The sequence below is a fragment of the Streptomyces sp. NPDC059224 genome (assembly GCF_042754285.1).
GTDB lineage: Bacteria > Actinomycetota > Actinomycetes > Streptomycetales > Streptomycetaceae > Streptomyces.
This window is the reverse complement of sequence record NZ_JBHZAN010000030.1, coordinates 25,493-39,238: the sequence shown is the minus strand read 5'-3', so window position 1 is coordinate 39,238 and position 13,746 is coordinate 25,493. Positions and strand designations below refer to the sequence as shown.

The 13,746-nt window shown below is 72.2% G+C and carries 14 protein-coding genes; 3 read left to right on the top strand and 11 right to left on the bottom strand.

All coding sequences use genetic code 11. From position 1 onward, the window contains the following. Positions 1 to 17 precede the first annotated feature (17 nt). Together ACFXI4_RS30930 and bldG are read right to left on the bottom strand one after the other, a co-directional pair. Positions 18 to 452, bottom strand: coding sequence for an ATP-binding protein (locus ACFXI4_RS30930; RefSeq protein ID WP_384997118.1), 435 nt, complete (start codon positions 450 to 452; stop codon positions 18 to 20). A gap of 238 nt (positions 453 to 690) precedes the next feature. Beyond that, positions 691 to 1,032 (bottom strand): anti-sigma factor antagonist BldG, encoded by a 342-nt coding sequence (bldG, locus tag ACFXI4_RS30925; RefSeq protein ID WP_010986038.1) that lies wholly within the window; start codon positions 1,030 to 1,032, stop codon positions 691 to 693. Between the two features lie 83 nt (positions 1,033 to 1,115). Here bldG and ACFXI4_RS30920 point away from each other — a divergent pair, with 83 nt between their 5' ends. Further along, a complete protein-coding gene (locus ACFXI4_RS30920; RefSeq protein ID WP_384997116.1) occupies positions 1,116 to 3,578 on the top strand; it encodes a DEAD/DEAH box helicase in 2,463 nt (820 codons plus the stop codon). Positions 3,579 to 3,582: 4 nt separating this feature from the next. Here the strand turns inward: ACFXI4_RS30920 and ACFXI4_RS30915 are convergent, their stop codons facing one another. The 7 genes from ACFXI4_RS30915 to ssd all read right to left on the bottom strand — a co-directional run bounded on the left by ACFXI4_RS30915 (position 3,583) and on the right by ssd (position 8,497). Next, on the bottom strand, positions 3,583 to 3,978 hold the full coding sequence (locus ACFXI4_RS30915; RefSeq protein WP_384997114.1) for an Rv3654c family TadE-like protein: 396 nt from the start codon (positions 3,976 to 3,978) through the stop codon (positions 3,583 to 3,585). Beyond that, positions 3,975 to 4,295, bottom strand: a complete 321-nt coding sequence (locus ACFXI4_RS30910; protein WP_384997245.1) for a TadE family type IV pilus minor pilin — start codon at positions 4,293 to 4,295, stop codon at positions 3,975 to 3,977. The genes ACFXI4_RS30915 and ACFXI4_RS30910 overlap by 4 nt, the downstream gene beginning before the upstream one ends. A 28-nt stretch (positions 4,296 to 4,323) precedes the next feature. After that, positions 4,324 to 4,503 carry a DUF4244 domain-containing protein gene (locus tag ACFXI4_RS30905; RefSeq protein WP_384997112.1) on the bottom strand — a complete coding sequence of 60 codons (180 nt, stop codon included), beginning with the start codon at positions 4,501 to 4,503 and terminating at the stop codon, positions 4,324 to 4,326. Between the two features lie 62 nt (positions 4,504 to 4,565). After that, positions 4,566 to 5,345, bottom strand: coding sequence for a type II secretion system F family protein (locus ACFXI4_RS30900; RefSeq protein WP_384997110.1), 780 nt, complete (start codon positions 5,343 to 5,345; stop codon positions 4,566 to 4,568). After that, positions 5,342 to 6,202, bottom strand: a complete 861-nt coding sequence (locus ACFXI4_RS30895) for a type II secretion system F family protein (protein ID WP_384997108.1) — start codon at positions 6,200 to 6,202, stop codon at positions 5,342 to 5,344. Before ACFXI4_RS30895 ends, ACFXI4_RS30900 begins: the two co-directional genes overlap by 4 nt. Before the next feature lie 19 nt (positions 6,203 to 6,221). Next, positions 6,222 to 7,403 (bottom strand): TadA family conjugal transfer-associated ATPase, encoded by a 1,182-nt coding sequence (locus ACFXI4_RS30890; RefSeq protein WP_384997106.1) that lies wholly within the window; start codon positions 7,401 to 7,403, stop codon positions 6,222 to 6,224. Further along, positions 7,400 to 8,497 carry a septum site-determining protein Ssd gene (gene ssd, locus ACFXI4_RS30885; protein WP_384997103.1) on the bottom strand — a complete coding sequence of 366 codons (1,098 nt, stop codon included), beginning with the start codon at positions 8,495 to 8,497 and terminating at the stop codon, positions 7,400 to 7,402. Before ssd ends, ACFXI4_RS30890 begins: the two co-directional genes overlap by 4 nt. Before the next feature lie 594 nt (positions 8,498 to 9,091). Here ssd and ACFXI4_RS30880 point away from each other — a divergent pair. Continuing rightward, a complete protein-coding gene (locus ACFXI4_RS30880) occupies positions 9,092 to 9,916 on the top strand; it encodes an HAD family hydrolase (RefSeq protein ID WP_362725683.1) in 825 nt (274 codons plus the stop codon). A gap of 399 nt (positions 9,917 to 10,315) precedes the next feature. Here the strand turns inward: ACFXI4_RS30880 and ACFXI4_RS30875 are convergent, their stop codons facing one another. Next, positions 10,316 to 11,137, bottom strand: coding sequence for an oxidoreductase (locus tag ACFXI4_RS30875; protein WP_384997101.1), 822 nt, complete (start codon positions 11,135 to 11,137; stop codon positions 10,316 to 10,318). A gap of 101 nt (positions 11,138 to 11,238) precedes the next feature. On the opposite strand from ACFXI4_RS30875, the gene ACFXI4_RS30870 reads away from it, so the two are divergent. Beyond that, positions 11,239 to 12,219, top strand: a complete 981-nt coding sequence (locus ACFXI4_RS30870; RefSeq protein ID WP_384997099.1) for an ATP-binding protein — start codon at positions 11,239 to 11,241, stop codon at positions 12,217 to 12,219. A 39-nt stretch (positions 12,220 to 12,258) separates the two neighbouring features. Here ACFXI4_RS30870 and ACFXI4_RS30865 read toward each other — a convergent pair whose 3' ends face one another. Continuing rightward, the gene (locus ACFXI4_RS30865) at positions 12,259 to 13,518 is read right to left on the bottom strand and encodes a hypothetical protein (protein ID WP_384997097.1); all 1,260 of its coding nucleotides are present in this window, start codon (positions 13,516 to 13,518) and stop codon (positions 12,259 to 12,261) included. Between the last annotated feature and the right edge of the window lie 228 nt (positions 13,519 to 13,746).

The window sequence follows — 13,746 nt, the reverse complement described above, 5'->3', positions numbered from 1 at the left end:
TCATGATCGGGTGACTCTCATGTGAGCGTGACCCCGGGCGGGGTGGTGGGCCAGGTCATGCGGATCAGGCCACCGTGCTCTCCGGCGGTGACCTCCACGTCGTCGACGAGACCGCTGATGACCGCGAGGCCCATCTCGTCCTCCTCGGCCTCCACGTCCGCGTCCGGCGCCGCACCGGTCGCCCGGTCGACGGGAACGGATCGCGGTGCCTCGTCGCCGACCTCGATGGAGAACTGTTTCTCGTCCTCGATCAGCGCCACCCGCACCGGCTCGTTGATGCCGACGCTCTGGTGCAGTCCGACAGCGCGGGAACAGGCCTCGCCGACGGCCAGCCGGACCTCGTCCAGGACGGCCTCGTCCACTCCGGCCCTGCGTGCCACCGCCGCCGCCACCAGTCGGGCGGTGCGGACGTGCTCGGGCAGCGCGCTGAAGCGGAGTTCAACGGTGGCCATACGTCCCCCTCGGAACTACAGGCGTGCGGTAGGGGGCCGGATCGCCGAAAACCCGGCCCCCCGATGAATTGCGTCCGCCCCAGGCCTGCGACCCGTGAGCGGCTGCCGACACGGGCTGTGCGAGCCCGAGCGGGCGGGGGCGACACGGGCTTGCGTACGGCTTCGTACGACCCCGTGTCGGAGGCCGACCGGACGGCGCGGACCGATCGGCGGTCCGGAAGCCGTCGGCCGGCCCGGGTCAGTCGGTGGCCGCTACCGCTTCCTCGACCGAGGTGTGAATCGGGAACACCTTGGTGAGGCCGGTGATGCGGAAGATCTTCAGAATGCGCTCCTGGTTGCAGACCAGGCGCAGCGAGCCCTCATGGGCACGCACCCGCTTCAGGCCTCCGACCAGCACGCCGAGTCCGGTGGAGTCGAGGAAGTCCACGCCCTCCATGTCGACGACGAGGTGGAAATTCCCGTCGTTCACCAGCTCGACCAGCTGCTCGCGCAGCTTGGGCGCGGTATATACGTCGATTTCGCCACCGACCTCAACGACCGTGCGATCGCCGACGGTACGGGTCGACAGGGACAGGTCCACGGATCCTCCAGCACCTTGCTATCGAGCGGGTCGCCCCTTGGGACACCTCGGCCTGCGGCCCCCGGGACGGTACGCCAGCCGCGATGGCATTCAATCACTTACCGGCAGGCGTGCACGACGCCTTGGCCCCATTGTCCGTCACGCCGGTGACACACTCGGTCCCGATGGCCATAAATCACCGATCCGATCGACCCTTGGTTCCGGCCGCGTCCGGGTTCTCTCCGGGCACGGTCCTGGACCGGCTCGCCTCCGGGCCGAGCCGGGCTTCGCGCATCACTCATACGGAGCACTTGCCCCCGCGAGCGGGTCGGCATGCCGTCTGGCCTGACCGGATTCGCTCAGAGGTGGTCGCGGCCGTTCAGGCATGCGGCATCGACCATCCGTGGGAGCACCAGGCCCTGGCCGCCGAGCACGCCCTGGACGGCGACTCGGTGGTGGTCGCCACCGGCACCGCCTCGGGCAAGTCGCTGGCCTATCTGGTACCGGTCCTCTCCACCCTCCTGGACGGCTCCGAGGCGCCCAACGGCCGCGGAGCCACCGCTCTCTACCTGGCACCCACCAAGGCGCTGGCGGCGGATCAGTGCCGATCGGTGAAGGAACTTTCACAACCGCTGGGCAACGCCGTACGGCCCGCCGTGTACGACGGTGACACCCCTTACGAGGAACGGGAGTGGGTCCGCCAGTACGCCAACTACGTGCTCACCAACCCGGACATGCTGCATCGCGGGATACTTCCCGGGCACGCCCACTGGTCCTCCTTCCTGAAGTCGCTGAAGTACGTCGTCATCGACGAATGCCACACCTACCGGGGCGTCTTCGGCTCTCACGTCGCCCAGGTACTGCGCCGGCTGCGCCGGCTGTGCGCCCGCTACGGCGCCTCCCCGGTCTTCCTGCTGGCATCCGCGACCGCCGCCGAGCCGGCCGTCGCCGCCCGCCGGCTCACCGGCCTGCCGGTCGTGGAGATCGCCGACGACGCCTCCCCGCGCGGCGAACTGGTCTTCGCCCTCTGGGAACCGCCGCTGACCGAGCTGCACGGCGAGAAGGGCGCCCCGGTCCGCCGTACCGCCACCGCCGAGACCGCCGACCTGCTGACCGACCTCGCCGTGCAGGGCGTGCGCTCGGTGGCCTTCGTCCGCTCCCGGCGTGGCGCCGAGCTGATCGCCCTCATCGCCCAGGAACGGCTGGCCGAGGTGGACCGCTCCCTGGCCCGGCGTGTCGCGGCCTACCGCGGCGGCTATCTCCCCGAGGAGCGGCGCGCCCTGGAACGCGCCCTGCACTCCGGGGAGCTCCTCGGGCTTGCCGCCACGACGGCCCTGGAGCTGGGCGTGGACGTCTCCGGGCTGGATGCCGTACTGATCGCCGGGTATCCGGGTACGAGGGCCTCTGTGTGGCAGCAGGCGGGCCGCGCGGGCCGCTCCGGTCAGGGCGCCCTCGCGGTACTGGTGGCACGCGACGACCCGCTGGACACGTTCCTCGTCCATCATCCCGAGGCCCTGTTCGACCAACCGGTGGAGTCGACGGTCCTCGACCCGGACAATCCGTACGTCCTGGCACCGCATCTGTGTGCCGCCGCGGCCGAGATCCCGCTCACCGAGGACGACCTCGTCCTGTTCGGTCCCGCCTGCGAGGAGCTGCTGCCGCAGCTGGAGGCCGCGAAGCTGCTGCGCCGCCGTACCAGGGCCTGGCACTGGACCCGCCGGGAACGGGCCGCCGACCTGACCGACATCCGCGGCGAGGGCGGCCGCCCGGTGCAGATCGTCGAGGCGGGCACGGGGCGGCTGCTGGGCACGGTGGACGCGAGCGCCGCGCACTCCACGGTCCACGAGGGCGCGGTCCATCTGCACCAGGGCCGCACCTACCTGGTGCGCTCCCTGGACCTGGAGGACTCGGTCGCCCTGGTCGAACAGGCCGAGCCGCCGTACTCCACGGTCGCCCGCGACACCACGGCCGTCTCCGTCCTGGAGACCGACACCGAGATCCCCTGGGGCGACGGCCGCCTCTGCTACGGCTCCGTCGAGGTCACCAACCAGGTGGTCTCCTTCCTCCGCCGCCGGCTCATCACCGGCGAGGTGCTGGGTGAGACGAAACTCGACCTTCCGCCTCGGACACTGCGGACCCGCGCGGTGTGGTGGACCGTCACCGAGGACCAGCTCGACGAGGCCCGGATCATCCCGGAGATCCTCGGCGGCGCCCTGCACGCCGCCGAACACGCCTCCATCGGCCTGCTGCCGCTCTTCGCGACCTGCGACCGCTGGGACATCGGCGGCGTGTCGGTCCCCCTGCACCCCGACACGCTGCTGCCGACGGTCTTCGTCTACGACGGCCACCCGGGCGGCGCGGGCTTCGCGGAGCGCGCCTTCCACACGGCCCGCGCGTGGCTCACGGCCACCCGCGAGGCGATCTCCGCGTGCGAGTGCGAGGCCGGGTGCCCGTCCTGCATCCAGTCGCCCAAGTGCGGGAACGGGAACGATCCCTTGCACAAACGGGGCGCGGTACGGCTGCTCACGGTGCTGCTGAAGGGGGCACCGGACCAGGCACCGGACTAGACGGTCACCCGGGGGCGGCCCGGGGGCCGGTCGCGCACTCCCCCGCGTCCCCGGGGAGGACGACGCAGCGGGGGCCGGCTCTTGCCCGGACCTCTGCCGTGAACGGCCCGCCGCCCGAGGCCGCCGACACGTCCGAGACGTCTCCCACGATCACGCACCGCGTCAGCCGCGCACCCTGTGCCCGTGCCACCCGACCGGCCCGGGCACAGGCTCCCGCGGTCCCTTCGGCCCAGTGGTCCGCCGCCGCGAGCGCGGCCATGTCGGCGCCGCCGGCCGCACGGTGCCGGACCACCACCGCCTGCCCCAGCCCGAGCACCACGCCGAACACCACGCACAGGACGGCGATCGCTCCGAGGCTCCAGACGGTGGCCGACCCCCGATCCGCGTACCGGCTCCTCACGGCCCCGCCTCCTCCGCCAGCGCCACCGCCGACTCCCGCACCTCGAACGGCAACGCGCCGAGCACCGGCGGCCTCGCCACCACCGTCACCCGGACCTGGTCACCCTCCCGGCCGACGGTGACCGTCGCCCCGTCCGGCGCCACCGCCTCCGTCACGGCGACCACCGCGCCCTCGGCGTCCTGCCGGGCAGCGGCCCGGGCCCCGGCGCGGGCCGCGTCCACGCACCGGATCTGGTCGGCCACCACGAGCAGCCCCCACACCAGTGCCATCGTGAACGCCACCAGCACCGGCAGCACCACGGCCGCCTCCGCCGTCACGAACCCGTGGTCCGCCCCGCGCCGCCGTTCACGTACCCGCACTGAGGGCTCGTTTCACGATGTCCTGGAGCTCCGCACTGACCTGCCCGCTCGTCACGACCGCGTAGAGAACCGCCGCGAACCCGACGGCGGCGATGATCCCCATCGCGTACTCGGACGTGACCATTCCCGCGTCCCGGCGCAGCAGTTTCCGCATTTTCCCGCACATCTCGACTCCTCTGAATTCCGAATCCGGTGATCTGATCCCGCCGACTGCCCGTATGGCCGCTTTCATCCACCACCCCCTCGCATCACCCCGCCCGCCAGCCCGATCACCACGGGCAGCACTCCGACCGCGATGAAGGCGGGCAGGAAACACAGCCCCACCGGCGCGGAGATCAGCACGGCCGCCCGCCGCGCCCGTGCGGTCGCGTTTCTCGCCCACTCGGCGCGGGCGTCCGCGGCCAGCCGGGCGACCGGTGCGGCCGCCGGCAGCCCGGACTCGTCCGCGCGCGCCAGCAGCCGGGCCAGGGCGGCGGCCCCCGGCAGTGCCGCCAACCGCCGCCAGGCGTCGGCCGGTTCACCGCCCAGCCGGACCTCCGCCGCGCCCCGTGCGAGCCCCTCCCCGACCGGCCCTCCGAGCGCCTCTCCCACAGCCTGGGCGGCGACCACCGGGCCCGCCCCGGCGGCGATGCAGGCGGCCAGCAGGTCGGAGGCGAGCGGGAGCTGGCGGGCGGCACGGGACGCCTCGTCCTGCGCCGCCCGTCCCGCGTCCCCCTCCCGGCGCCGCCACTGCCACAGCCCCGCGGCGACGCCCAGGCCCAGCAGCACTCCAACGGCCCCACCGGCCAGCGCCCAAGCGCCGCACACCACGACGGCCACCGGCAGCCAACCGCGGACGGCCACACCGACGTCGGACCTCCGCTCCGGCATCTCCAGGCCCAGCAGTTCGGCCACCTTGCGCCGGGCCCAGCGCCTGCGCCGGGCGGTCCACAGCCGCCACGCCGACCACCCCAGGGCCGACAGCGCCACGACCGCCACCCCCAGCCCCTGGACGAGTTCCGCGTTCACGCCGCCTCAGCTCCCCGGACGATCCGGGCCGCCCACCACACCCCGGCGGCCTCGAACACCGCTCCGACGACCAGGCAGCCCAGTCCGGCCCCGGTGTGCAGCAGCACGCGCAGCGGGTCGGCGCCCATGGCCGAGCCCAGCAGGAGGCCGAGGGCGGGCAGCGCGGCCAGCAGCACCACGGTGGCCCGCGCGCCGGACAACTGAGCACGCAGGTCGGCCCGCTGGTCCCGTTCGGCGCGCAGCGCCGCGTCCAGGCGGTCGAGGCCGGCCGCGAGCCCGGCGCCCTGGTCGACGGCCACCCGCCAGCACGCCGCGAGCCCCAGCAGGCCTTCGGCACCCGGCCGGCCCGCGGCCGTCGCGAGCGCGCCGGGCACGTCCCCGCCGAAGCGTGCCGCCGCCACCACCGCCGCCCGGGCCTCGCCGAGTCCGCCGGAGTCCCGCGCGGCCCGCAGCAGCGCCTCGCCCGGCTGCCGTCCCGCGCGCACCTCACCCGCGAGCGCCCCGCACAACGTGATCACCGCGTCGGCACGCGCCTGCCGGACCTGGCCCGCCTGCCGGGCCAGCCGCAGCCGGCGCAGCGCCGGCACTCCGGCCGCACCGGCGAGAACCGGAAGCACCGAGGCGGCGACGAGGGCCAGCACGATGCCGACGGCCAGGGCCCACCACTCGCCCCGCCAACGGCCGCGCAGCCGCCGCAGCTCCCCGACCGTCCGCTCCCAGGAGGGCGGTCCGGCCGACACCGCCCCACCCCCGGCGAGCAACAGCCGGGCCCGCCGGACCTCGCGCTGCCGTTCCGCGAGGAGCCACGCCACGACCCCGCCGCACACCACGGCCGCGCCGATCGTCGTCTCACCCATCACACAAACCCCTTCCGACTCACAGATCACGTACGCCACTTGGCAGCAGTCCCCGCAGCCGCTCCCACCCCGGTTCGCGCACGAAGGCCTCCGCGCCCCAGCGCAGTGCCGGTACCGTCCGGACCAGGCCCGAGGGATCCCGCTCCAGCACATGCACCTCGGCGATCCGCCGCCGCCCCGCGCGGTCCCGTACGAGGTGCAGCACCACCGAGAGCGCGGCCGCCAACTGACTGTGCAGGGCGGCCCGGTCGAGCCCTGCGGCCGTGCCGAGTGCCTCCAGACGGGCGGGGACGTCCGCCGCCGCGTTGGCGTGCACCGTGCCGCAGCCGCCCTCGTGCCCGGTGTTGAGCGCGGCCAGCAGGTGCACGACCTCGGGTCCGCGCACCTCGCCGACGACCAGCCGGTCGGGGCGCATCCGCAGCGCCTGCCGGACCAGGTCCTCCAGGGTGACCAGGCCGGCGCCCTCCTGGTTGGCTGGTCTGGTCTCCAGCCGCACGACGTGCGGGTGTTCGGGCCTGAGCTCCGCCGAGTCCTCGGCGAGCACGATCCGCTCCCCCGCGCCCACCAGGCCGAGCAGCGCGCTCAGCAGGGTCGTCTTGCCGGTCCCCGTGCCGCCGCTGACGAGGAACGAGAGCCGGGCCGTCAGCAGCGCGTGCAGGATCCGGTCACCGCCCGGTGGCACGGTCCCGGCCGCCACCAGTTCGTCGAGCGTGAACGCCCGCGGTCGCACCACCCGCAGGGACAGGCAGGTGCAGCCCACCGCCACCGGGGGCAGCACCGCGTGCAGGCGGGTGCCGTCGGGCAGCCGGGCGTCCGCCCAGGGCCGGGCGTCGTCCAGGCGCCGGCCGGCCACCGCGGCCAGCCGCTGCGCGAGCCGTCGTACGGCCGCCGCGTCCGGGAAGGCGACCGGGGTCAGTTCCAGTCCGCCGCCGCGGTCCACCCAGACCCGGTCCGGGGCGGACACCAGGACGTCGGTGACCGTGGGGTCGGCGAGCAGGGGTTCCAGGGGGCCGCTGCCGACCAGTTCGGAACGCAGTCGCTCGGCCGCGCCGAGGACCTCGGCGTCGCCGAGCACCCGGCCCTGTGCGCGCAGCGCCTGTGCCACGCGCGCGGGGGTCGGTTCGGCGCCGCTCTCGGCAAGCCAGCGCCGGACCCCGTCGAGCAGGGCCGGGCCGTCCGCCTCCCCGGGGCCGGGCCTCATGTGCCACCCGCCTCGACGAGTGTGCGCTCCCAGAAGTCCTTGCAGAAGCGGGCCAGCGGTCCGCGTGCGGCGGACCCCGGGGGTTTCCGGTTCGGTCGGGACAGGCCCGGTTCGGCGGGCACCTCGCCGACCAGCGGCAGGCCGAGCAGCCGGGCCACCTCGCGGTCGTCCAGTCCCGGCGCGTACGGGCCCCGCACCGCCACCCGCAGATCGCGCACGACCATGCCGACGGTGGCCGCGACCCGGCCCGCCGCCGCGACCGCGCGGAGTTCGGCCGGGACCACCAGCACGGCGAGGTCCAGCTGGGTGAGGACCTCGGCGACCTCGTCGTCCAGGCGGCGCGGCAGGTCGACGACGACCGTGCCGCCCCGCCTGCGGACGGCGGCGAGCACCGCGCGCACGGCGGGCGGCGGGATCGCCACGCTGTCCCCCCGGTCCCAGCTGAGGATCCGCAGCGAGTGCAGTTCCGGCAGCGACTCCTCCAGGGCACCGCTGCCGAGGCGGCCGCGGGAGGCGGCGAACGCGGGCCAGCGCAGGCCCTCGGCCGACTCGGCGCCGAGGAGGACGTCGATTCCGCCGCCCAGTGGATCCGCGTCCACGAGAAGGGTGCGCACTCCCTCCCGCGCGGAGGTGACGGCGAGCGCGCAGGCCAGCGTGGAAGCGCCGGCCCCGCCGCGGCCGCCGATCACCCCGACGGTGAGGGCCGGGCGGCACACGCCCTCGACGACGTCGGCGATCCGGTCCACGAGCCACTGTTCGCCGTCGGGGAGCATCAGGACGTGGTCGGCGCCGATCTCCACGGCCCGTTTCCACACATCGGGGTCGTCCTGGTCCTGGCCGACCAGCACCACCCCGCGCCGGCGCGCGGCCCCGCGCACCCGGCGTGCGGCGTCGTCGCCGACCAGGACGAGCGGGGCCGACTCCCAGCCCCCGCCGCGTTCCGGTACCCCGTGGTGGACCTCGGGTTTGGCACCGGCCGCCGCGCACAGGCGCAGCAGGTCGTCGAGGAGTCCGGCGTCCTCGGTGACGATCATCGGGCGTCCGGGCCGTCCCGGGGCGGCGGACGGTGGTTCGTGGGTGACAGTTCCGGCCACGTGAGCTTCCCCCTTGGCTGCGTTCTCACGCGCGGCCTCCGGGGCCACGCGATTCCCATACCTGTGAAGAACCGGCGAGCGGCCTCCATATGCGCGGCCGACAGAAACCGGCCATTGGCGTCCGGCAATCGGAACCGGCCATGAACTCGCCGCCGCCGGAGCGCGCTGGAATCACGGTGCAGCGAACCCGGAAATCGTGTGGATCTTGGTCCAAAACTGTGGACAACTCGGCGGCTGTGAATATCGCCGTCACCCATACCGGTGAGGCCTGTTCTGCGCTCTGTGCGAGTTCCACAGAGCAGCGAAACGGCTACCCGGCGTGACGGATCATGGGTGTGCGGAAGGGGCGGCAGCAGCCGCCCGGCAAGGCCTCAGGGCCAGGAGAGGAATCTGAAGAGGAGGGGAAAAACCCGTCCGGACATGCGACGACCCCCACCGGGGGGGAGAGTGGGGGTCGTCTCCACGGCCGACTCGGGGGGGGAGGAGCCGGACCGGGTTAGCACGGTCGCGAACGATCCGTGACTTCCATGGTGTACCCGAGAGCCCTCTCAGGCAAACCCACGCGCCACACCTTACGCCGAATGGTGGGCGCCTATGCTCGGGGACGTGGAAAACCACTCCTTGCCCCGCACAGCGGCCTTCTTTGACCTGGACAAGACGGTCATTGCGAAGTCGAGCACGCTCACCTTCAGCAAGTCGTTCTACCAAGGCGGTCTGATCACCCGCAGGGCCGCGCTGCGCAACGCGTACTCCCAGTTCGTGTTCCTGGTCGGCGGTATGGACCACGACCAGATGGAGCGCACCCGCGCCTACCTGTCCGGTCTGGTCCGTGGCTGGAATGTCCAGCAGGTCAAGGAGATCGTCGCCGAGACCCTGCACGACCTGATCGACCCGATCATCTACGACGAGGCCGCCTCCCTCATCGAGTCCCACCACCGGGCCGGCCGGGACGTCGTCATCGTCTCCACCTCGGGCGCCGAGGTGGTCGAGCCCATCGGCGAACTGCTGGGCGCCGACCGGGTGGTGGCCACCCGCATGGTCGTCGGGGACGACGGCTGCTACACCGGCGAGGTGGAGTACTACGCCTACGGTCCGACGAAGGCCGAGGCGGTCCGGGAACTGGCCGCCTCCGAGGGGTACGACCTCGACCGCAGCTACGCGTACAGCGACTCGGCGACCGACCTGCCGATGCTCCAGGCGGTCGGGCACCCGCACGCGGTCAACGCGGACCGGGCGCTGCGCCGCGAGGCACTCGCGCGCGGCTGGCCGATCCTGGACTTCCACCGCCCGGTCCGGCTCAAGCAGCGGATCTCCGCGCCTCCGCGTCCGGCGCTGGTCGCCGCGGCCGCGATAGGAGCGGCGGCGGCCACCGCGGGTCTGGTCTGGTACGCGAGCAGGCGCCGGAACCCGGTCGCCTGAACCGGTACAGCAGCTCCTTTTTCGCCCGTTCAGCGGATCGATGCCCCTTTAGTAATCCTTAGTTCCTCTTTGAACCCAAAAGTAAAGAACTACAGGCAGGGGTTCCGCTTGCTCCGGGCTTGCAGTACAAAGGGGTTAGCGGCCCGCGAGACCGAAGGACATCCGAGAGGATCACCTTTTAAAACGCATTTGGCCCCACGGACCCAGCATGGACACCGAGCACCCACGCGACGTCGACCCGTCGATTACGGGCCAGCCGCACCAGGTGACGGGCAAAGCACCCGACCTGATGGGCGACATTTCGAGGACGCTTGGTAACCCGGTGGACATGCCAGCGGCGGTACGAGAACTCGTACCGCCGCAACCCGTTGCGGCGGACTCCCCGGCCCGCCACCGCCGTTACGCCGCGCCGCGCTGCAGCGCCTCGCACACCGCGGTCGACTCCCGGACGCCCAGCTCGACCGCCCGCCCGCAGTGCCTGATCCAGGCCGCCATGCCGTCCGGAGTGCCCGAGACATAGCCGCTGAGGGCCGCCGCATAGGACGCTCGGCCCAGTTCGGCGTGGCCGACCTCGGCGGGGCAGACCGATTTGGGGTCGAGGCCGCTGCCGATCAGCACGATCCGTTCGGCGGCGCGCGCGATCAGCCCGTTGTGCGAGGTGAAGGGCCGCAGCGCGAGCAACTCCCCGTGCACCACGGCGGCCGTCACCAGCGCCGGCGCGGAACTCCCCGCGCTGATCAGCTCGGAGAGGCCGTCGAGACGCCCCGACACCTCGTCGGCGTCCGGCAGCGGCAGCTCGATCAGCGGCTCGTCGACGACCTCACCGGCCCGGCGCGGCCGGCCCACCTCGTCGTCCCCGGTCGCGGCCGCCACCAGGTGCAGCCGGGCCAGCACCCGCAGCGGCGACTGCCGCCAGATGGAGAGCAGTTGGCCCGCCTCGGCGGTGAGCCGCAGGGCCGCCCCCACCACGCGCGCGTCGTCGGCACCGAAGTCGGAACGCCGCCGGACCTCCTCCAGCGCCCAGTCGGCGCCGGACAGCGCCGCACTGCCCCGGGCGCCACGCAGCGCGGCCTCGGACGTGACGGCGTTGCTGCGGCGCCGCATGACCCGGTGCCCGTACACCCGGTCCACGGCCTTGCGCACGGACTCCACGGACTCGGCCACACCGGGCAGCGAGCCCAGGGCCGCGAGCGGATCGGCGGTCGCACGTGTCGTACTCATGAGTACGACCCTACGCACCCACTGCCCGCCACTCCACGAAGGAGTGGTCTTCTTCACTTCGCCAGACACGTACAGCCACCAAACGACTACCCTTCGTGAACATGAAAATTGCTTTCGTCGGGAAGGGCGGCAGCGGCAAGACCACGCTCTCCTCCCTGTTCATCCGCCACCTCGCGGCCGCCGGCGCTCCGGTCGTCGCCGTCGACGCCGACATCAACCAGCACCTGGGTCCCGCGCTCGGCCTCGACGAGTCGCAGTCGGCCGCGCTGCCCGCGATGGGCGAACAGCTCTCCGTGATCAAGGACTACCTGCGCGGCAACAACCCGCGCATCGCCTCCGCCGCGACGATGATCAAGACCACCCCGCCCGGCGAGGGTTCGCGGCTGGTCCGGGTACGGGAACCCAACCCGGTGTACGACGCCTGTGCGCGCCCGGTGGAACTCGACGGCGGCGCCGTCCGTTTGATGGTCACCGGGTCCTTCACGGACTCCGACCTGGGCGTCTCCTGCTACCACTCCAAGACCGGAGCGGTGGAGCTGTTCCTGAACCACCTCGTCGACGGCCCCGACGAGTACGTCGTGGTCGACATGACGGCGGGTTCGGACTCCTTCGCCTCCGGCATGTTCACCCGCTTCGACATGACCTTCCTCGTCGCCGAGCCGACCCGCAAAGGCGTCTCCGTCTACCGCCAGTACAAGGAGTACGCCCGGGACTTCGGCGTCGTGCTGAAGGTCGTCGGCAACAAGGTGCGGGGACAGGACGACATCGACTTCCTCCGCGCGGAGGTCGGGGACGACCTGCTGGTCACGGTGGGGCACTCGGACTGGGTGCGCGCCATGGAGAAGGGCCGCCCGCCCCGGTTCGAGCTCCTGGAGGACGCCAACTCCCGCGCCCTGCGCACCCTCAAGGTCGCCACTGACGCCACGTACGACCTGCGGGACTGGGAGCGCTACACCCGGCAGATGGTGCACTTCCACCTGAAGAACGCCCAGTCGTGGGGCAACGAGCGCACCGGGGTCGACCTGGCGGCGCAGATCGACCCCGGCTTCGTCCTCGGCGAGGGAGTGGCGGCTGCCGTCTGACGGAGGTGGGCACTCCGCCGGCAGGGCGCCGGTCCCCGCCTACTGCTTGACCGCCGGCGCCCCGGGCACCCCCTTGGGCGCCGGGGCGGGACGACCGGAGAGGAAGGACGCCCAGCCCTGCCGCGGGGCCTCGCCCACGTTCAGAGTGCGCAGCCTCGCCAGGACCTTCGGGTCCTGGGCGTCCAGCCAGTCGGCCAGCTCGCGGAAGGAGACACAGCGCACCTCGGGCTTGTTGCAGACGTTCTCGACGACCTCGTCGATGGCCCGCATGTAGGTGCCGCCGTTCCAGGACTCGAAGTGGTTGCCCATGACGAGCGGCGCGCGGTTGCCGTTGTAGGCCCGGTTGAAGCCCTGGATCAGACCGTCACGCATCTGGTCGCCCCAGTAGTCGTACTTGTCGGGATCGCCCTGGGTCGAGGTGCCGGACTGGTTGACCATGAAGTTGTAGTCCATGGTCAGCTGCTCGAAGGAGTGACCGGGGAAGGGGACAAGCTGCATCGACAGGTCCCACAGCCCTTCCTTCTTCTTGGGCCAGACCTGGTCGTTGACTCCGCTGGTGTCGTAGCGGAAGCCCAGCTGGCTCGCCGCCTTCACGAAGTTCTTCTGCCCCTCCAGGCAGGGGGTGCGGCCGCCGATGAGCTCCTTGTCGTAGTCGAAGGGCAGAGGCGCCGCGTCCTTCATGCCCGTGTTGGTCTTCCAGTTCTTCACGAACCGCTTGGCCTGGGCGATCTCGCTCTTCCACTCGGCCACCGACCACTCGCCGACCCCTCCGTCGGGGCCGCAGAAGTGCCCGTTGAAGTGGGTGCCGATCTCGTTGCCCTCCAACCAGGCCAGCCGCAGCTGCTTGACGGTGTCGGAGATGCCCTGCTCGTCGTTGAAGCCGATCTCGGAACGGCCGGGCGAGTGCTGCGGGGGCCGGTAGAGGTCACGTTTCTCCTCGGGCAGCATGTAGACGCCGCTGAGGAAGTACGTCATGGTCGCGTTGTTCTCCTTGGAGATCTTGCGGAAGTGCGAGAACAGCTTCTGGCTGTCCTCGCCCGCGCCGTCCCAGGAGAACACCACGAACTGCGGGGGCTTCTCACCCGGCTGGAGCTTCTCCGGCCGGGGCAGATGGGGTTGCGCCCCGGTGTACGCGGTGGAACCGTCACCGATCAGACGGACCACGCTCTGGGGCGCCGGTGCTCCCTTCTGCGGCCCCGGCGCCCCTTCCTTGGTGTTGGTGCCGGTCGCGCAACCCGCCAGCGACGCGGCACAGGCCGCGGCCACGGCGCCGACGGCGATCCTCTGGGTGGCGGCCAATTCCGCCCACCTTCTTCCTTCTCTCGGCAAACGCCGATCACGGCGTTCTATGGCGATGTGCCGGATATGCGCCGACAGCGCCGTCAAGGTCGCATAGGACCGAGAGAGGGATTAATACGACAAGCCGATGAACTGCTCACTTCACCCATGGAGGTGAAGAGGTGCCCCATTTGCGTAGAAAATCCATGCCTGACCTTTACTCTGCATTACGATTCATTTACCGAGTGT

Bases quoted from the DNA above. Each gene is read 5' to 3' on its own strand.
- ACFXI4_RS30930 (WP_384997118.1), bottom strand. From the start codon at position 452: ATGGCCACCGTTGAACTCCGCTTCAGCGCGCTGCCCGAGCACGTCCGC.
- ACFXI4_RS30920 (WP_384997116.1), top strand. From the start codon at position 1,116: ATGGCATTCAATCACTTACCGGCAGGCGTGCACGACGCCTTGGCCCCA.
- ACFXI4_RS30905 (WP_384997112.1), bottom strand. From the start codon at position 4,503: ATGTGCGGGAAAATGCGGAAACTGCTGCGCCGGGACGCGGGAATGGTC.
- ACFXI4_RS30895 (WP_384997108.1), bottom strand. From the start codon at position 6,202: ATGGGTGAGACGACGATCGGCGCGGCCGTGGTGTGCGGCGGGGTCGTG.
- ACFXI4_RS30890 (WP_384997106.1), bottom strand. From the start codon at position 7,403: ATGAGGCCCGGCCCCGGGGAGGCGGACGGCCCGGCCCTGCTCGACGGG.
- ACFXI4_RS30880 (WP_362725683.1), top strand. From the start codon at position 9,092: ATGCTCGGGGACGTGGAAAACCACTCCTTGCCCCGCACAGCGGCCTTC.
- ACFXI4_RS30875 (WP_384997101.1), bottom strand. From the start codon at position 11,137: ATGAGTACGACACGTGCGACCGCCGATCCGCTCGCGGCCCTGGGCTCG.
- ACFXI4_RS30870 (WP_384997099.1), top strand. From the start codon at position 11,239: ATGAAAATTGCTTTCGTCGGGAAGGGCGGCAGCGGCAAGACCACGCTC.